18 protein-coding genes are annotated in these 18,419 nt (G+C 70.9%); 11 read left to right on the top strand and 7 right to left on the bottom strand.

Features of this window, described 5'->3' with window-relative positions:
- Positions 1-38: 38 nt before the first annotated feature.
- Positions 39-866 carry a DUF5821 family protein gene (locus KI388_RS10990; protein WP_215086669.1) on the bottom strand — a complete coding sequence of 276 codons (828 nt, stop codon included), beginning with the start codon at positions 864-866 and terminating at the stop codon, positions 39-41.
- 243 nt (positions 867-1,109) lie between these two features.
- Between KI388_RS10990 and glyA the strand changes: the two genes are divergently transcribed.
- The 7 genes from glyA (at position 1,110) to KI388_RS10955 (ending at position 8,119) form a co-directional block, all read left to right on the top strand.
- Complete coding sequence (gene glyA, locus KI388_RS10985; protein ID WP_215086668.1) at positions 1,110-2,357, top strand: serine hydroxymethyltransferase; 1,248 nt, start codon at positions 1,110-1,112, stop codon at positions 2,355-2,357.
- Positions 2,358-2,444: 87 nt separating this feature from the next.
- On the top strand, positions 2,445-2,855 hold the full coding sequence (locus KI388_RS10980) for a DUF3054 domain-containing protein (RefSeq protein ID WP_215086667.1): 411 nt from the start codon (positions 2,445-2,447) through the stop codon (positions 2,853-2,855).
- A 177-nt stretch (positions 2,856-3,032) separates the two neighbouring features.
- Complete coding sequence (locus KI388_RS10975) at positions 3,033-3,278, top strand: hypothetical protein (protein ID WP_215086666.1); 246 nt, start codon at positions 3,033-3,035, stop codon at positions 3,276-3,278.
- A gap of 58 nt (positions 3,279-3,336) precedes the next feature.
- Complete coding sequence (locus KI388_RS10970; RefSeq protein ID WP_215086665.1) at positions 3,337-4,338, top strand: ornithine cyclodeaminase family protein; 1,002 nt, start codon at positions 3,337-3,339, stop codon at positions 4,336-4,338.
- A gap of 36 nt (positions 4,339-4,374) precedes the next feature.
- On the top strand, positions 4,375-4,902 hold the full coding sequence (locus KI388_RS10965; RefSeq protein WP_215086664.1) for a metallophosphoesterase: 528 nt from the start codon (positions 4,375-4,377) through the stop codon (positions 4,900-4,902).
- Between the two features lie 523 nt (positions 4,903-5,425).
- Positions 5,426-7,153, top strand: coding sequence for an aldehyde ferredoxin oxidoreductase C-terminal domain-containing protein (locus KI388_RS10960; RefSeq protein ID WP_215086663.1), 1,728 nt, complete (start codon positions 5,426-5,428; stop codon positions 7,151-7,153).
- Positions 7,154-7,252: 99 nt separating this feature from the next.
- Positions 7,253-8,119 carry a hypothetical protein gene (locus KI388_RS10955; protein ID WP_215086662.1) on the top strand — a complete coding sequence of 289 codons (867 nt, stop codon included), beginning with the start codon at positions 7,253-7,255 and terminating at the stop codon, positions 8,117-8,119.
- Between the two features lie 43 nt (positions 8,120-8,162).
- Here KI388_RS10955 and KI388_RS10950 read toward each other — a convergent pair whose 3' ends face one another.
- Both KI388_RS10950 and KI388_RS10945 read right to left on the bottom strand, forming a co-directional pair.
- Positions 8,163-9,803 (bottom strand): GAF domain-containing protein, encoded by a 1,641-nt coding sequence (locus tag KI388_RS10950; protein WP_251133143.1) that lies wholly within the window; start codon positions 9,801-9,803, stop codon positions 8,163-8,165.
- 2 nt (positions 9,804-9,805) lie between these two features.
- Complete coding sequence (locus KI388_RS10945) at positions 9,806-10,576, bottom strand: DUF5806 family protein (protein ID WP_215086660.1); 771 nt, start codon at positions 10,574-10,576, stop codon at positions 9,806-9,808.
- Positions 10,577-10,666: 90 nt separating this feature from the next.
- Here KI388_RS10945 and KI388_RS10940 point away from each other — a divergent pair, with 90 nt between their 5' ends.
- The 4 genes from KI388_RS10940 (at position 10,667) to KI388_RS10925 (ending at position 13,318) form a co-directional block, all read left to right on the top strand.
- Positions 10,667-11,035, top strand: a complete 369-nt coding sequence (locus tag KI388_RS10940; RefSeq protein WP_215086659.1) for a universal stress protein — start codon at positions 10,667-10,669, stop codon at positions 11,033-11,035.
- Positions 11,032-11,619, top strand: coding sequence for a GNAT family N-acetyltransferase (locus tag KI388_RS10935; RefSeq protein WP_215086658.1), 588 nt, complete (start codon positions 11,032-11,034; stop codon positions 11,617-11,619). The genes KI388_RS10940 and KI388_RS10935 overlap by 4 nt, the downstream gene beginning before the upstream one ends.
- Positions 11,620-11,669: 50 nt before the next feature.
- The gene (locus KI388_RS10930; protein ID WP_215086657.1) at positions 11,670-12,293 is read left to right on the top strand and encodes an adenylate kinase; all 624 of its coding nucleotides are present in this window, start codon (positions 11,670-11,672) and stop codon (positions 12,291-12,293) included.
- Positions 12,294-12,415: 122 nt separating this feature from the next.
- A complete protein-coding gene (locus tag KI388_RS10925; protein WP_215086656.1) occupies positions 12,416-13,318 on the top strand; it encodes a DUF106 domain-containing protein in 903 nt (300 codons plus the stop codon).
- Positions 13,319-13,354: 36 nt separating this feature from the next.
- On the opposite strand, the gene KI388_RS10920 is transcribed toward KI388_RS10925, so the two are convergent.
- From KI388_RS10920 to KI388_RS10905, 4 genes are all read right to left on the bottom strand, one after another.
- Positions 13,355-14,353, bottom strand: a complete 999-nt coding sequence (locus tag KI388_RS10920; RefSeq protein WP_215086655.1) for a PfkB family carbohydrate kinase — start codon at positions 14,351-14,353, stop codon at positions 13,355-13,357.
- A 4-nt stretch (positions 14,354-14,357) separates the two neighbouring features.
- Positions 14,358-15,614 (bottom strand): phosphohydrolase, encoded by a 1,257-nt coding sequence (locus KI388_RS10915; RefSeq protein ID WP_215086654.1) that lies wholly within the window; start codon positions 15,612-15,614, stop codon positions 14,358-14,360.
- 75 nt (positions 15,615-15,689) lie between these two features.
- Positions 15,690-16,154 carry a universal stress protein gene (locus KI388_RS10910; RefSeq protein WP_215086653.1) on the bottom strand — a complete coding sequence of 155 codons (465 nt, stop codon included), beginning with the start codon at positions 16,152-16,154 and terminating at the stop codon, positions 15,690-15,692.
- Positions 16,155-16,733: 579 nt separating this feature from the next.
- Positions 16,734-18,350: a heme-binding protein gene (locus tag KI388_RS10905; RefSeq protein ID WP_215086652.1), complete on the bottom strand. Its 1,617-nt coding sequence runs from the start codon at positions 18,348-18,350 to the stop codon at positions 16,734-16,736.
- Positions 18,351-18,419 lie beyond the last annotated feature (69 nt).

Genomic DNA, 18,419 nt, shown 5'->3' with positions numbered 1-18,419 from the left:
GGAGAAACGGCGCGCGAGCCGTCGGGCCGGCGTCCCAGTCAGGCCGGCGTCGCGGCCATCATCTCGGCGGCCTCGGCCGCCAGTTCGGCGGCGTCGACGCCTCGGAGGCGCTCGTCGCCGAGCTTCAGGCGGAGCCGCGGTCGGCCGACGTCGATCGGGACCTTCTCGGTGTCGACGATCCCGAGGTCTTCGAGCCGCGTCTTCGTCCGGGAGAACGTCGCCTTCGAGGCGATCCCGACGTCTTCGCCCCACTTCGAGATGTCGTAGAGGAGCACGTCGTTCTTCGCCGCGACGAGCAGCGAGACGGTCACCTCGTCTAACTCGATCCCGTCGTCGTCGTTCGCCTCGACCGCGTCGAGGACGGCGTCGAAGTCGGCCCGGGCCTCGGCGCCGATCTCGGACTCCAGCGTCTCGCGGACCCGGCTGATCGCCGGCGTGCGGAGCGTGTACGCCGACGCCTCGTCGAACGCGTCCCGGTGGGTCTCGTACACCTCGTCGACGAACTCGCCGTCGTCGGTCGAGAGCGCGGCGACGCCCTCCCCGACCGTGACCAGCGCGACGACCCGGGACGGGGAGACGAACAGGGCGTTGTCGACCTCGCCGCCGAGCACCCGGAGGTCCAAGGCGTCGTCGGCGACGAGGTCCGCCGCCCGGGACGCGACGACGAAGTCGTCTAACACGTCCTTGAGCGTGCGTTCGTCCGCGAGCATCGACAGCTTCGGGAGGTCGTCCCGCCCGACGGCGGTCTCGACCAGCGATACGATCGTCTCCGCCGAGGGGTCCACGATGAGCAGTTCGTCGTCGTCCCCGGCGAAGGCCGCTTCGAGCGCCGCCTCGACGTCGGCCTCTAGCAAATTCGACACCATTTATCTCTCCGTATAAAAGCCAGTTGCGTATTTAATATTAACGGGATTTGAAGGACGAACAACTCACGTAGAGGGTCTGAAACCCCGAAAAACGGGATATTCTGTTCATCGAAAAGGGACGCGAGCGGAGCGGCGGACCGATCCGCGGAGCGGCGACGCGCGCGGCGTCGCGTTTCCGGTCCCACGGAGGCGACTTCAGACGGCGACGGAAGGATTAATGCGCGGTCGAACCCGGGTTCAAACATGGACCACGAGTACGTCCGGGAGGTCGACCCGGCGGTCGCAGACGCGCTGGCGGGCGAGCGCGACAGACAGGAGCAGACGCTCGCGATGATCGCGAGCGAGAACCACGTGAGCGAGGCGGTGTTGGAGGCGCAGGGGAGCGTCCTCACCAACAAGTACGCCGAGGGCTACCCCGGGTCGCGCTACTACGCCGGCTGCGAGTACGCCGACGAGGTCGAGGAGCTGGCGATCGAACGCGCGAAGGAGCTGTGGGGCGCCGACCACGTCAACGTCCAGCCGCACTCCGGCACGCAGGCGAACCAGGCCGTCTACTACTCGGTGCTCGAACCGGGCGACAAGATCCTCTCCTTGGAGCTGAACCACGGCGGCCACCTCTCGCACGGCCACCCGGCGAACTTCACGGGACAGCTGTACGACGTCGAGCAGTACGAGGTCGACCCCGAGACGGGGTACATCGACTACGAGGGGTTACGCGACACGGCCGAGTCGTTCGATCCGGACATCATCGTCTCGGGCTACTCGGCGTACCCCCGTACCGTCGACTGGGAGGAGATCCAGGCGGCGGCCGACGCGGTCGACGCCTACCACCTCGCGGACATCGCCCACATTACCGGGCTGGTCGCCGCCGGCGTCCACCCCTCGCCGGTCGGCGTGGCGGACTTCGTCACCGGCTCGACCCACAAGACGATCCGCGCCGGCCGCGGCGGGATCGTGATGTGCGACGAGGAGTTCGCGGACGACGTCGACTCGGCCGTCTTCCCCGGCGGGCAGGGCGGCCCGCTGATGCACAACGTCGCCGGCAAGGCGGTCGGCTTCAAGGAGGCCTTAGAGCCCGAGTTCAAGGAGTACGCCCGACAGGTCGTCGACAACGCCGAGGTGCTCGCCGAGACGCTTCAGGAACACGGCCTCTCCCTGGTCTCCGGCGGCACCGACAACCACCTCGTGTTGGCCGACCTGCGCGACTCGCACCCGGACCTCTCGGGCGGCGACGCGGAGGACGCGCTCGCGGCCGCGAACATCGTCCTCAACGGGAACACCGTCCCCGGCGAGACGCGCTCGCCGTTCGACCCCTCGGGGATCCGCGCGGGCACCGCCGGGCTGACGACCCGCGGCTTCGACGCCGAGGCCATCGAGGAGGTCGGGGAGCTGATCTACCGCGTCGTGGACGACGTCGACAGCGACGACGTCATCTACGAGGTCGGCGAGCGCGTCGTCGAGCTCTGCGAGGCGCACCCGCTGTACGAGTGACGAGGTAGCGCGGGGCGGGGAGGACGCCTCCCCGCCCGCGCCGACGAATCCGTGCGGTAAAAGTGGGGGCGGCTCGCAGGGGTCGGTATGGACGCTCCGCCGTCTCTCGCCGCCCGCCTCGACCGCGGCGCCGCGCCGCTCGCCGTCGGGGACCTGATCGCGTTGATCCTCCTTTTGACCGTCGGCACGCTCAACCACACCACCGTCGAGTTCCTGACCGCGCACCCGCTGTACCTGCCGGGAGTGTACGCGCCCTTCCTGATCGCTTGGGTCGCGGTCGCCCCGCTCGTCGGCGCCTACTCCGCGGGCGCGGCCGAGACGGCGAAGTCGTCGGTCCCGCTGGTGATCCGGTCGTGGATCCCAGCGGCGGTCGTCGGGCTCGCGCTCCGCGCGTTCGTCTTCCGCGGCGGCGCCGACCTCGCCTTCGCGGCCGTCATGCTCGTCTTGGGATCGGTCGCGCTCGGCGGCTGGCGGGCCCTCTACTTCCGGCTCCGGTAGTCCGCTTCTCCGCTTCGACGCCCCCGCCTTCTCCGACCCGCCGCCACTTCGCACCGCGTCGACGGGACGGTCGACCGGCTCATAACTTATGAGTTACATTGCTGTGCTCATAGGGGAACCACCGTCGAACCACGAGAAAAATTTAATACGGATCTCTCCCTAGTATTCAATGGACGCATGACTGGATACTACGACTACGTCCTCGGGCTCATCCCGGCAGCGCTGATCGGCGTGACCGCGCTCCTCAGGCTGGCCGGGCTGTCGTTGACGCTGGCGATGCCCGCGGGCGCGGCGGCGGCCGCCGCCGTCATGGCCCACGCGGTGTTCGTCAGGGCACCAGTCAGCGACGACGGCTCCGCGGTCGCGGGGTCGTCGCGCCCCGGCCGAAGTGAGGGCGGGTCGGGCGGGCGGTCGTCCGCGTGACGCCGGCCGGATCGCCGCCTCCTGCACCGTTTAGTTCCCGGGCCCCGAGTGGCCGGATATGACGGAGACCCTGTTCCTTTCGAGTTCCGACGTCGACGACCTCGCGGCGCCGGCCGACTACGTCGCCGCCGTGCGCGACGCCTACCGACAGGTCGGCGAGGGCGCGCCCGCGGAGCCGCGGACGAAGCTGCTCAACCGCGACCCGCCGGGGATGTTCACCACCTACGCCGCCGTCCTCCCGGAGACGGGCGCGATGGGCGGGTACGCCTACTCCGCCGGCTTCGGCGCGGAGGACGCCTGGTTCATGACGCCCCTGTTCGACGCCGAGTCGGGCGCGCCGCTCGCGCTGCTCGACGGCGCGTCGATGAACCCGTTCAAGACGGGCGCCGCGGGCGCGGTCGCGGTGGACGCGCTCGCCCGCGACGACGCGACCGAACTCGCCGTGATCGGCAGCGGCGCGCAGGCGCGCGGGCAGGTCGCGGCGACCGCCACGGTCCGCGAGTTCGACGCGGTCCGCGTCTTCTCGCCCACTCCGGAAAGTCGAGAGTTGTTCGCCGCCGGCTTCGACGAGCGCCTCGCGGCCGACGTCGACGCGGTCGAGAGCGCGAGCGACGCGCTGGCGGACGCCGACGTCGTGATCACCGCGACGACCGCGAGCGACCCCGTCATCGACGACGCCGACGTGGAGCCGGGGACGCACGTCACGGCGATGGGGCAGTACGACCCCGAGAAGAACGAACTCCCGCCGGAACTCGTCGCGCGGGCGACGTACGTCCCCGACCTCCGGGCGCGCGCGACGCAGGACGCCGGCTCGTACCTCGCCGCGGTCGAGGCCGGCCTGATCGCGGAGGGCGAGGGCATCGCGGCCGACCTCGGCGCGGTCGTCGCGGGCGATCACTCCGGTCGGACGAGCGACGACGAGGTGACCGTCTTCGACTCGGGCGGAACCGCGGTCGAGACGGTCGCGGCCGCGCACATGCTGTACGAGCGCGCGAGCGAGAAGGGGCGGGGGCAGACCATCGACTTCGCGCCCGCGAGCGAGGCGCTGACCGGCGAGTAGGCGGGGGTTGAAGTGACGCGGCGGCGTCCGGTCGGTATGCGCATCGGCATCGTCTCCGACACGCACGACGACCTGGCCGCCGTCGAGGCGGCCGTCTCGCTGTTCGAGCGCGAGGGGGTCGACGCGGTCGTCCACTGCGGCGACTTCGTCGCGCCGTTCTCCGTGACGCCGTTCGACGCGGACTTCGCGTTCCATGCGGTCCGCGGGAACAACGACGGCGAGTGGGCGGTCGAGTCGACGGTCGAGGCGTTCGGCGAGTACCACGGCGAAGCCGCCGCGCTCTCGTTCGACGGTGCGAGCGAAGCCGACGGCGTCGACGTCGCGGTCACCCACGGAACGAGCGAACTCCTCGTCGGCGCGCTCGTCGACTGCGGCGACTACGACTACGTGCTCCACGGTCACACCCACGCCCACGGCGCCGAGGCGCGCGACGGGACCGTCCGCGTGAACCCGGGCGGGCTCCCGATCCCGGTCGAGGGCGCGGACGATATGTTCCGAGTCGCGACGCTGGAGACGGCGAAGTCTGGGGCGGACGCGGTGACGCACCACGTCCTCGACGAATAAGGAAAGCAGGTGACGCAGGTCGGTGGTTTATAAGTTAAACCGCGATACAGCGTCGGATGTTTATAACTGATCGTCGGTTCTGCGGTGAAGGCCGCCAAAGCCCCAGTCGCCCGTTTATAAATGATTTCTCGTCTGCCGACGGCGGACACCCCCAAAGCCCCAGCCACGAGGCGACCGTACGCTCGCTGCGCTCCTCCCTCAGTCACTCCGTTCCTTCGCTGCGGTGCTTGCGTCGCCTACGGTCGCCTCGTGGCTGCCCCTTTGAGTCCCGCCCCGCACAGCCCCGCACCTCACACCTCCCCAGCCTCGTCACTCGCTCCGCTCGCGATTCCCTCGCGCGTGCGACTCACGCCCTCCGGGCGCTCGTCGGCACGCAGGGAGGCGCGACGCGCCTCTTGCAGCCGGCGGCAGAGCCGCCGGCGACGCCACCGCCTCGTTCATTTATTAGCAATCGCCGCCGCGAACTGATATTTAAATTACGACCACCCCGAGTTTTATCGCCGCTCGTTCGCTCACTACGCGCATGAGACACGCACAGGGGCCGCTCCTCACGATCGACCTGACAGAGCGGACCGCGTCGACGACGCCGATCGACGACCGGCTCGCGTCGTTCGTCGGCGGTCGCGGGCTCAACACGTCGCTCGCGTACGACCGGATCCCGTTCGACGCCGACCCGCTCGGGCCGGAGAACCGGCTGTACCTCTCGACGGGGCCGATGCAGTACTCGACGACCTCCTACACCGGCCGGATGGCCGCGACGGGGCTCTCGCCGCTCACGAACGGCCTGCTGTCGTCGAACGCGGGCGGGTTCCTCTCGCGGAACTTCACCGGCGCGGGGTACGCCGCGGTCGAACTCGTCGGCGCGAGCGACGACCTGCTCGCGGTCCACGTCCGCGAGGTCGGGCCGGACGGCGAGCCGGACGTGACCTTCGAGGAGGTCCCCGATCTGGCGGAGGCCGAGGTGTCGGCCGTCTCCGACCGGTTCGCGGAGACGCGCGACCTCGGCCCGGAACACGTCGCCTGTATCGGTCCCGCGGGCGAGAACGCGGTGCGGTTCGCGTCGGTCATGACCTCGGACACGCGGGCGTTCGGGCGCGGCGGGCTGGGCGCGGTCCTCGGGTCGAAGGGCGTGAAGGCGCTCACGTTCGACGGGGAGGCGGACGCCGGAATCGAGATCGATCCCGACTGGCCCGACGAGGCGGGGGCGGTCCACCGCGAGGCGGCTACCTCCGACTCGATCATGAAACGGCAGGGGACGACGAGCGTGACGGAGCTGGCCAACGAGGTGGACGCGCTCCCGTCGTACTACTTCGCGGAGACCTCCTTCGAGGGCGTCGAGGGCATCTCCGGCGACCGCGTCGAGGAGAAGAAGTACGAGAAGGGGACCTGCTCGGCCTGCGCGTTCGCGTGTAAGCTCCCCACGCGCGACGAGGAGCGGGGGATCGAGACGGAGGGACCGGAGTTCGAGACGGTGATGGCGTTCGGCTCGAACGCGGGCGTCGACGACGTGGTCGACGTGATGGCCGCCAACGAGCTGTGCGACGAGCTGGGGATGGACACCATCTCCTGCGGGGACGTCGTCTCGATGTTCCTGCAGAGCGAAGACGAGTTCGGGAACGCGGGGCTGGTCCGGTCGCTCGTCGAGCAGATCGCCTACCGCGAGGGGGTGGGGGACAAGCTCGCGGAGGGCGTCCACCGCGCCAGCGAGGAGTTCGGCGCCGAGGACTGGACGGTGAAGGGACTGGCCTTCGCCGGCCACGACGGCCGCGCGCTCAACGGCCAGGGGCTCGCGTTCGCGACCTCGAACCGCGGCGCCGACCACATGTACGGGGAGTTCTACCCCTACGAGTACCCCCTCGTCGACCCCGACGACGCGCTCGACCCCGAGGGGCTGGAGGGGAAGCCGCCGAAGCTCGTCGCGAAGGAGAACCGCAACGCGGCCCTCGACTCGGCGGTCGTCTGTAAGTTCTCGCGGGGCACCGTCACGGACGACCGGCTCGCGGCGCTGCTCGACGCCGACTACGACGCCGTTCAGGCGCTGGGCGCCCGGGTCGTCGAACTGGAGCGCGCGTTCAACAACGCCCGCGGCTTCGACCGCGGGGACGACACCCTCCCGTACGCGGACGCGATCGAGGGGTTCGACGCGGCGCTCTCGGAGTACTACGCGCTCCGCGGTTGGAACGACGACGGCACCGTCCCGGGCCACGGCGACGGACTCGACGCGGCGAGCGCGGCGCCCGCCGACGACTGACGGGAGCGCCCTCCCGGCCCCGGTCCCCCGACCGACGAACGCGAAAGGGCGCGTTTGTCCCTCCGTCGGACTTTAGCCGTCTCAGGTCAATCGTCGAACATGAACAGGCGCTCGTACCTCGCCGGGGCGAGCGGCGCGGCGGGGTTCCTCGCCGGCTGTACCGACGCCCTCCGCTCCGGCGACGCCGCAGTCTCCCCGCGCGACCCGCCCGCCCGCCCCGACGACCTCACGCCCGAGTCGGTCACCGCCTACGTCGAGGAGTACGAGGCGGTCCGCGTCCGCAACGCCCGCGCCGAGCGGGGCGCCGGCGAGGTGACCGTTCGGACGGCCGCCACGTTCGACCACGCGGCCGGCGACGACCGCTACGCGACCGTCCGCCGCGCCGGCACGGTGTCCGAGAGCGACGACGGCACCCGGTCGGTGGGCGAACTCTCCGGCCCGCCCGTCCCGTACCTCGTCACCCCGGACCGGACGCTCCGGTTCGACCTCGAACGGCGGACCGTCGACGGCGACCCCGAGGCGGCGGCGACGGACGAGGGGACGGGAGCCGACGCCGTCTCGCCGCCGCTCGGCGTCCGCCTCCTCAACCCGACCGACCGCGACCGCGGGGTCTCGGTGACCGTGACGCGGCGGACCGGCGGCAGCGCGGACGGGGGTTCGACCGACGGCGACGCGGACGACGGCCCGACCGACGGGGGTAAGGGGAGCGACGGCGGCGACGCGGGGACCGAGTCGGTCGCGCGGTCGATCGAGTCCGTCCCCGCGGCGTCGGCGGTCGAACTCCGCTCGGTCGCCGGCGCCCGCGGCGGCTACCGCGTGGTCGCTCGAACGACCGACGACGGGCCGGCCGCCGAGGGTCGGATCGAGGTGGGGCTACCGAGCGCGGACCGCGCGGCCAACGTCGACCTCGTCGTCGACGGCGACGGCGTCTCGGCGTGGCTCCTCCCCGCGCTCGAACCCCTGTGAGTGTGCCGCCCGCCTACTCGCCGCCCGTCGACTCGCTGTTCGTCTACTCGCCGCCCGCGCCGTTCGGTTCGACGTCGACGCCGCGGAACTCGAACCGGGCGCCGCTGGGCTCGCTCTCGGTGACCTCGACCGTCCACCCGTGCGCCTCGGCGACCTCCGCGACGATCTTCAGCCCGAAGCCGGTACCCTCGGGGTCCGACGTCACGCCGGCCTCGAACACCGTCCCCCGGTCGGCGGAGTCGATCCCGGGACCGTCGTCAGCGACGTAGAACCCGTCGCCGTCGGGCAGCGCGCCGACCGAGACGGTCACCGCCGGTCCCGCGTGGGTGACCGCGTTGACGAAGAGGTTCTCCAGCGCCTGCCGCAGGCGGCTCCGGTCGGCGGCGACGACCGCGTCCGTCTCGACCGCGAGCGTCGCGGACTCGGTGTCGGCGGTCTCCCAGCACGCCGCGACGAGGTCGGCCAGCGGGACCGGCTCCGTCTCGTCGATGCCGGCGCCCTGACGGGCCAGCGCGAGCAGGTCCTCGATGAGCGCGTCCATCCGGTCCAGCGAGCGCTCGACGGCGTCCAGTTCCCCGACGTCGACCGACTCCTCCGCGAGCCGCTCGCTGGCGAGTTCGAGGTTGCCGGCGGCGACGTTGAGGGGGCTCCGAAGGTCGTGCGAGACGAGGCTGGCGAACTCCTCCAGCCGGTCGCGCTCGCGTGCCACTTCGGCCTCCCGGCGCCGGAGCTGTCGCTCACGCTCGATGCGGACCAGCACCAGCGTCACCGTCGCCGCCCAGACGCGCGCCACCGCGAGATCGGAGTCGTCGAAGGCGCCGGGGACGGTGGCGCCGACGTTCAACACCCCGTACCGCCCCAGCGGCACGACGAGTTCGCTGCGGATCGTGGCGTCGTCGCTGTAGCGGTCGGGGTCGGCGTCGACGTCCGCCACGTACGTCGGCTCGCCGCTCTCGAAGACCTCCCAGGTGATGCTCCGCCCGTCGGCCGCGAACGTCGGGTGGTCGCCGACGACCGCGTCGGCGGTGTCGGTCCAGACGACGGGTTCGAGGGCCTCCCGCCGCTCGTCGTACAGCCAGATCGCGGCGAGGGAGTGGCCCAGCACGTCGTCGACGTACGACACCGCCGCCTCGGCCGCCGCCTCCCTGTCGGTCGTCTTCAGCAGCTCCCGGGTCGCCTCGTGGAGCGATTCGAGCGTCTCCGTGCGGCGCTGGAGCGCCAGCCGCCGCGTCCGCTCGTTGGAGACGTCTACCGCCGTCACGACCGCGTGCGGGTCGCCGTCGAGGTCGAAGGGCCCGACGCTGACGCGGACCGGGACCGGGACGCCGTCGCCGCGGCGCACGACGAGTTCGAACCCGTCCGCGAGCGACCGCGCCTCGTCCCCGCGAACCGCGCCGATCAGCGCGCTCACGTCGTGCGGGGAACCGTCGTCGCCCCCGTCGCCGCCGGGGACGGCGGACTCACCGTCGCAGTCGGTTTCGAAGGCCGCGATCGAGCGGGACTCGTCCCACTCCGACTCGGTCGGGTCCTCGAACACGTCGCCGATCGACCGGCCGGAGAGGTCGCCCGGGTCGAGTCCGAACGCCGCCTTGACGCTCGGCGTCCCGGCGCGGACGACGCCGTCGCCGTCGACGACGAGCGTCGGGTCCGGCGTCGCGTCGAGCGCCTCCGGGAAGCGGTCCATCGTCACTCCTCTGCCGGCTCGTGGACGTGACCGCACTCGGGGCAGCGCACCTCCTCGCCGCGGAGGTCGGCCGAGGAGGCGCGCACGTCGCGCATCACCTCGCTGATCTTGTCTTCCGCCTCCAGTTCGTCCGCGACCGCGAGGTCGACGCCCTCGACTTCGAGGAGGAACTTCGCCACCTCCGTCACCTCGTACATCATCTCGTCTAAGTCCTCGGCGGTGAAGAAGCCGGACATCGCCCCGTAGAGGAACGTCGCGCCCGCCTTCGTCACCTTCTCCTCGAAGGAGTAGCGCGCCTGATTGACCGCCTGCGGCGTGTACGTGTCGGTCATGAACGGGACCAACTCGGGGAGGTTCTCGCCTATCTTCGTCATCTCGACGCCGGTCTCCGTGCGGAAGTCGGCGCAGAGCCGCGCGATCGCCCACTCGCGGGCGGTGATGTACGTCCGGTCGCGGAGGAACTCGTTGACGCGCTCGTAGCGCGCCCCGTCCATCTTCTTGAACCGCTCGTACTTACGGACGTCGCGCGGCACATCCTCGCCGGTTTCTTCCTCGGTCGCCTCGCCAGTCTCCTCGCCGGTCGCGTCCCGGTCGTCGTCGCCCGCGTCCGACCCCGCGGTCGGTGTCTCCTCGTCCGGTTCGTCGGCCGGACGGGAATCGGGACCCCCGTCGCCGCCCTCGGCGGACGACCGGTCCTCGGCGGGGGACCGGTCCGCGGCGGAGTCGCCGGTCTCGTCGGCCGAGTCGGCCGCCGAACCGGTGTGATCGCTCATACGTTCGAAACCCCGCGGGCGGGCAAAAGCCTTGTCGGTGGTCGGTCGCCCGGAGATCCACTTTTGTACCGTCGCGTGGACGGGTGGGGCATGAAGGTGCTCTGCGGGATCGGCGGCAGCGACGACTCGTTCCGCGCGCTCGACCGGACGGTCGACCGGGCGGCGGTCGCGGACGACGACCTGACGATCGCCGTGGTGGACAACGAGGACTCCTCGGTGTCGCCCGACGAGGTCGTTGAGCGCGCCCGAGAGGCGGTCGACGAGGCCGGGATCGACGCCGACGTCAGGCGCGTCGGGGGCGACCCCGGGAGCCGGCTCGTGGAGCTGGCCGAGACGGAGGGGTTCGAGGAGATCGTCCTCGGCGGCGGCCACACGAGTCCGATGGGCAAGATCACGATCGGGTCGATCGCGGAGTTCGTCCTGTTGAACGCCAAGACGTCGGTCACGCTGGTCAGATGAGCGACCGAGGGTACCCGGACGCGGTCGCGGACGAGTTCCCGCCGCCGCCGACCGCGTTCACCGACCGCGAGGACCGCGAGATCGAGATCCGGCCGTACGAGGGGAACGACGAGGCCCACGAGGCGCTCGTCGAGATGTACGACGACTTCGACCCGGCGGACCGCGCGCAGGGGATCCCGCCGGGCGGCGAGAAGCGCATCCGAGAGTGGTTGGACGCGATCCTCCCCGGCGACTGCTACAACGTGATCGCCTGGTGCGGCGACGAGGCGGCCGGCCACGCGACGCTCGTCCCCGACGGCGACGCCTACGAACTGGCGATCTTCGTCCACCAGGACTACCAGCGCGCCGGGATCGGCACGCACCTCATTCGGGGGCTGCTCGGCCACGGACAGGCGAACGGCGTCGGGAAGGTGTGGCTCACCGTCGAGCGGTGGAACCGCGCCGCGGTCTCGCTGTACAAGAAGATCGGCTTCGAGACCTCCGACGCCGAGAGCTTCGAACTGGAGATGGGACTGCGGCTCCGCGCGGAGGACGAGGCGGGGGAGGGCTCTGCCGCGGCCGACGCGGCCGACGGCGACGAGTAGGGTTGGCCGGAATCTTCAACCCTTTAGGGGCGGCGCGCGACCGCTCCACCATGAGCCATCGAATTCTGCTGTTGGGGGCGCCCGGCGCGGGGAAGGGGACACAGAGCGCGAAGCTGGCCGACGAGTACGGCGTCGAGCACGTCACGACCGGCGACGCGCTCCGCGCGAACAAGGAGATGGAGACGGAGTACGGCACGCCGAAGTCGTTCATGGACGCGGGCGAACTGGTGCCCGACCCCGTCGTCAACGAGATCGTCGAGGCCGCGCTCGACGACGCCGACGGGTTCGTGCTCGACGGCTACCCGCGCAACCTCGACCAGGCCGAGTACCTCTCGGAGATTACGGATCTCGACGCCGTGATCCTCCTGGACGTCGACGAGGAGGTGCTCGTCGACCGCCTCACCGGCCGCCGCGTCTGTGACGACTGCGGCGCGAACTTCCACGTCGACTTCCAGCCGCCCGAGGAGGCGGGCGTCTGCGACGAGTGCGGCGGCGAACTGATCCAGCGCGAGGACGACACCGAGGAGACCGCCCGCGAGCGCCTCGAAGTGTTCTACGAGAACACCGAGCCCGTGGTCGACCACTTCCGCGACGAGGGCGTCCTCGTCGAGGTCGACGGCGAGGCGGCCCCGGACGAGGTCTTCGACCGGATCGGCGGCGTCGTCGAGAACTGATTCGCGGCGCTGTCGGAACTGATTCGCGCCGCTATTGGGAATCATCCTTGCGACGCCGTTCGGCGGCGATCCGAGCGGCGATCCTGCAAGGTTCTTAACCGTCGACCGCTAATCGGCCGCTAATGAGCAAAGTCGAACGGCGAGTCCGCTCGCTGGTCCGCGAGGACGGCGAGATGCGGGACGCCATCCAAATCGTCCTCGACAACGCCAGCGGCGGCGAGGTCCGTTGGGTCGACGTCCGCGACGAGATCACGAGCGGGCAGTGGGGCCGGCTCATCGAGAAGGAGATCCTCGTCGACGGCGAGGAGGGGTTCGCGCTGGCCGACCGCGACGAGGTCGAGGCCGGTCTGGAGGACGACTCGGACGGTAGCGACGTAGAGACGCCCGAGACGACCAGCTGGTCGAAGTGGGACAAGCTGGCCGGGCTGGCGACCGTCGGCGCGTTCGTCGGCTACGCGGTCGGCCCGGTCCGCGACGCGATCGCCGGCGCCATCGACGTGGTCCTCGGGCCCCTCCTGAACGTCGTCCCCTTCTACGTCGTGATCATGGTCATCGCGCTCGGCACGGGGCTGTACTCGACGCTGCTGCGCGCCGGGCTGATGGACATGGAGAAGATGAGCGCGTACCAAGACCGGATGAAAGACATCCAAGAGCGCCGGAAGGAGGCCGAGGAGCGCGACGACGACGAGGCGCTCGACGAGATCCAAGAAGAGCAGATGGAGGCGATGGGCGACCAGCTCGGCATGTTCAAAGAGCAGTTCCGCCCGATGGTGTGGATCATGTTCCTCACCATCCCCGCGTTCCTCTGGATGTTCTGGGTGATCGGCTACCGCGGGTCGGACGCCGCGTACCCTGCCGTCGCGGCCCAGGAGCTCGTCGTCCCGCTCGCCGGCAGCGTCACCTGGGACACGGGGATCGTCGGCCCGATCCAGATGTGGATCCTCTGGTACTTCCTCTGCTCGATGGCGTTCACCCAGCTGGTCCAGAAGAGCCTCAACATCGAGATGTCGCCGTCCTCCTCGTAAGCGACGCCCCGGATTTTCCGTCCGCTTCTCCTCCCCTTACTCCCGCTCCGCGAGGAACGCCGCCACCTCGTCTCGCGACGGGATCGACCCCATCCCGCCGACCGACCGGACCGACAGCGCGGCGGTCGCGTTGCCGAACGCGAGCGCCTCCCCGAGGTCGTTTCCGTCGCCGCCTCCGGATGTTTCGCCTGACGTCCCGGCGAGCCGCGAGAGGGCCCCCGCGGCGAACGCGTCGCCCGCGCCGGTCGCGTCGACGGTCTCGACCGCGAAGCCGCCGTGTCGGACCGTCGCGGCGCCCCACGGGGCGGCGTCCGAACTGACCGCCAGCGCCCCGTCGCTCCCCAGCGTGACGACCGCGGTGTGCGGCCCGAGTTCGAGCAGGTCGCGCGCCAGCCCAGTTCCCTCGCTCGTCGAGAGGCCGGCCGCGGCCACGTCCTCGTCGCTGTACAGCACCACGTCGCTCGCGGCGACCGCCTCGCGGACCGCGGTCGACACCGCCTCGGCGTCGCCGTCTCGGACCATGTCCGAGCGGTAGTTCACGTCGAACGAGACCGGACAGCCCGCGGCGGTCGCCGCCGAGAGCAGTCCGCGGGTCGCCGCCCGCCCGTCCGGGTGCGTCAGCGCCACGCCGCCGAGGTGGACCCACGGTGGGGGGCCCCTCCCCGTCAGCACGTCCGTCGGGACCGCGTCGGGATCGAACCCGAACGTCGCGTCGCGCGAGCCGTAGAAGCCGAATCGGGGGCCGGCGGAGTCGGGCGGCGACACCACCGCGAGCGTCGTCTTTCCCTCGACGCGCTCGACGTGCGTCCGGGGGATCCCCTCGGCCGCGAGCGTCTCCGCGAGGAACGCGCCGAACGCGTCGTCACCGAGGCGCGTCCAGAACGCGGGCGGCGAGCCGAGCCGCGCCAGCCCGACCGCGACGTTCGCGGGCGCGCCGCCGGGTCGGTGGGCGTACCCGTCGACGTCGCGCAGCGTCTCGCCCCCGTCCGGCACGAAGTCGACGAGCGTCTCCCCGGCGACGAACACCTCCGGCATCGACCTACTCGGCCGCCGCGGCCCCGTCGGCGTCCGAGGCGTCGGCCGCGACCTCCTCGGCCACCGCCTCGAACGCGGCGAGGATGACGCGCTTGCACGCCTGTCCCTCCGTGCCCCAGTGGTGGGCGTAATCGAGCATGTCGTCGTAGATGTCGGGCTTACAGCCCGCGGCCTGCGGGTGGCCGCCGCCGTTCACTCGGCCGGCGACCTCGTGGGCGTGCCGGAAGTCGTCGGAGCCGCGGATGGAGGCCGACCCCGCGGGCTTGACGATCACGGCGGCGTCGGCGCCCGCCTCGCGGAGCCGCTCCGCGACCTCGTTCTGCGAGCAGCGCCCGTAGGTGACCGCGACGCGCCAGTCGCCCACCTCGTGGGTGACCGCGCGGTCGACGGCCAGGTCGATTCGCGCCTCCTTCTCGACCCGGCGGTCCTCGACGAACGACCGCACCGTCTCGGGGAGGTCGACGCCGTACGCGCCGACGACGGCCGCGTACTCCTCGGCGCCGGCCCAGTAGGAGTAGTCCGCGAGGTCGTCCGAGCGCGGGTCCTCCTTGATCCAGAGGTCGTGGTCGCGCGTGACCGCCGCGAGTTCGGTCCAGCGCTCGTCGAACGCGCCCTCCAGCGACCGGAGCGTCACGTCGGCGGTGCACTCCTCGTCGGAGTCCCCGACGACGAGGTTGACGCCCGCCTCGCGGACCGCGGTTGCGGTCCCGTCGTCCCACTGGTGGTGGTCGAACCAGCGGATCGCGTCGGCCGACTCCGCGAGCGCTTCCAGCGGCTCCGCGATCCACTCGTAGTCGTCGGGACAGAGGTCACAGACGAACAGATCGATGCCGTCGTCGGCGTACGCCTCGACGCGTTCGAGCGCGGTGTCGATCGAGTACGGGCCCGCGGGGAGCAGCCCGACCGGGGACTCGGCGTGGGCGTCCGCGAGGGGGTCGTCGCCCTCGTCGTCTGCGGTCTCCCCGTCGTCTTCCGCCGTTTCGTCCGATTCGTCGTCGTCCGCCAGCCGCGCCGCGATGGCGTCCTCGAAGGGAGCGACGTCGAGCGCGGCGCCGTACGCCTCGCGGATCATCGCGGCGCAGGCGAGGCCGTCGGCGTCGCCGTCGGCTATCACGACCGCCTCGCTGCCCTCGATCGCCTCCCGCGCCCGCCGCTCCGCGCGCTCGTCGTCCAGCGAGTCGGGGTAGAAGAAGCCTTTCCCCGGAAGTTTCGTGTACCGCGATCGGGGGGCGTCCCCCGTCTCGATGAGATCGTCGTCCATACCGTCGAGGCGGGCGGCAGCCGGAAAACTCCGCCGCTCTCGCGGCGGGCGGTGAGCGCGTCGCCGTCTCGGCGTTCAGACGGTCGTCCGGCGCGGGCTCTCGTCGGTCAGCTGTCGCACCGTCAACACCGGGATCGGGCAGGTCCGGACGACGCGCTCCGCGACGGAACCGATGAGGAAGCGGTTCTCCCCGTGGCGCCCCCGGGTTCCCATCGCGACGACGTCGGCGTCGACGTCGCGGGCGTACGCGTCGATTTCGGAGGCCGGGCGTCCCTCCCGGACCTCGATCGTCACGTCGAGGTCGCCGTCGCGGTCGTGCGCGGCGTCCGCGACGCGGTCGAGCGCGTCGCGCCCCTCGTCGTCGAGCGCGTCGCGGAGGTCCTCGCGGACCGTGTCCGGCGACGACTCCACCTCGCCCGCGTCGACGACGTACACCGCGTGGACCTCGGCGTCGAACCGCGCCGCCACGTCGACCGCGACCGAGACGGCCCGCTGAACGCTGTCGGAGCCGTCGGTCGCGACCACGATGGTGTCGAACATAGAGCCTCGTTCGCCGCAGCGACACCTAAAACCCGGCGGTCGGGGGAGGGGTCCGTGGTCGACGAAGGCCGGGCACGGCGGCGCAGCGGCGACACGATTGATAAATGCCGGACGAGGCGGTGGCGCGTGCCTGCGAGCGGCCGCCCTCGGCGGCCGCGGAGCAGCACGCGCGAGGGAGTCGCGAACGCCCGCAGGGCGTGAGCGACGAGGCTGGGGAGGCGTGAGGCTGCGGTCCCGCGAGCGACCGGAGGGAGCGAGCGGGAGCACGGAAGTCGCAGCCCGCACAGCGAACGGAGCGAGCAGGAACGTCTTCCGGCGGTTGCTGTGCCGGGCGGGGCGGGACTCAAAGGGGCAGTCGCGAGGGCGGCTGGGGCTTTGGAGGTTGTCGCCGCGGGTCTGCTGACAACAGTTTATAAGTGATTGACTGGATATTTGAGGGTGTTTGCCGTCGATTCGCTATCGATTATTTATAAGTTACCGACCGAGGGTTTCGACGGAACTCGCCTCGCTATCGATAACCGCGTATAAACTACCGAACGCGCCGACAGACACTTATAAAAGACGCCAGTCGTCCAGCCGTTACGCCAAGAACACGTGTCGCGGTCGATCGGCGAGCACGTCGCGGCCCCACTGGACGGTCTCGGAGAACTCGTCGGAGCGGAAGAAGGCCATCGCGTCCTCCTTCGCGTTCCACTGGCTGGCGATGAACATGTCGTTCTCGTCTTCGACGTTCACCATCAGGTCGGTCTCGACGTGGCCGTCCATCTCGGCCAGCAGGTCGCCCACGTCGTCGAAGGTGTCGACGAACTCCGTCTGGTAGTCGGGCTTGACGGTGTAGAACATCCCCATCGTGCCGAAGCCGGACTCCTCGCCGGCGCGGGCGACGATGTCGGGTAGCTCCGAGAGGAAGCCGCCCGCGGTCTCCGCCGCCGACGCGGTGTCCCAGATAGAGACGACCGCGGCGCGGTCGGTGTGGCGCCCCTCGTACACCGCGGTCTTGACGTGGGTGCCGTAGTGGTCGAAGTTGCCGCGCAGCCCCTCGACCTCGTCGAAGAGTTCGTCCACGTCGGCCTCGCTGTACAGCACCGTGGCGTACACGTCCTCGCCGTGGGGCTTTCCGGCGTAGATGTCGAGGTCGGCAAGCTCGCCGCGGATATCCTCGTCCGAGGCCTCTTCGCCCCCCTCACCGCCGTCGTGGCCGCCTTCGCCGTGCGGGTGGTCGCCCTCGCCGCCGGTCTCGTCCTCGCCGTGCGGGTGGTCGCCGTGGGCCGAGCCGCCGCCCGCGCCGGAGTGACCGTGACCCTCGCCGCGGCCGTGTCCGTCGTCGCCGTGGCCGCCCTCGCCGTGGCCGCCGCCCTCGCCGTGATGCCCGCCGCCCTCGCCGTGGCCAGCCGCGTCCTCGTCGGGGTCGCGCCCGGCCGGGACCGTCTCGCCGGCGAGGAAGGCGTCGAGGTCGCTCGGGGGGAACCGGCGGCCGACGTAGAAGTCCCCGAACTCGCCGTAGCGCGAGGAGGCGGGATCGAACCGCATCTCGTAGACGATGTCCTTGATGTCGGTCGGGTCGGCGCCGAACAGCGTGACCCCCCACTCGTGCTCGTCGAAGCCGACGGAGGAGGCGATCACCTGCTTGATCTTGCCGGCGTACTCCTTGCCGACCTCGCCGTGGCCGGCCATCAGGTCGGCGCGCTCCTCGAACTCGAGGTCGTACCAGTTGTGCTCCTCGCCGCGGCGCTTGCTCATCGGGTAGAAGCTGACGTACTCGTCGTCGGGAATCTCCGGCTTCAGCTTCCCCTCGATGTACCGCTTGAGCCCCTCGTCGATGGCGTCGGCGCCCTCCTCGAAGTAGTCGTCCGAGACGTACCCCGACACCTCGGTGACCGAGACGTAGGAGGTCTCGCGCTCGGTGAACTTCGCGAGCGCGGTGTCCTCGAAGCGGCGCTCGATGGCGGACAGATCGTCGAGCGACGGCCGGAAGTGGAGGAACATGAGGTCGGCTTTGTGCCCGAGCACGGAGAACAGCGCCGACTCGCCCGCGTCGGCGTCTGCGATCAGTTCGCGGTGTTTCAGGAATGCCTTGCCCTCCTCGATCGCTCGCCGCCGCTCGGACTCGGGCGCCTCGCGCCAGGCGTCCCAGTCGATCGAGCGGAAGTCGTGTAGCGAGAACCACCCTTCGGCGGTCTGTGGAGCCTCGACCATACGCGGGGTTGGGTCCCCGCGACTTAGGGGCTTGCGGGTCGTCCCGCGCACCGGAAACGGGACCACGGT

The organism is Halorubrum sp. 2020YC2, assembly GCF_018623055.1.
Classification (GTDB): Archaea; Halobacteriota; Halobacteria; order Halobacteriales; family Haloferacaceae; genus Halorubrum.
Note: the sequence above shows the minus strand (reverse complement) of the source record. Positions and strands in the feature narration are given on the sequence as shown.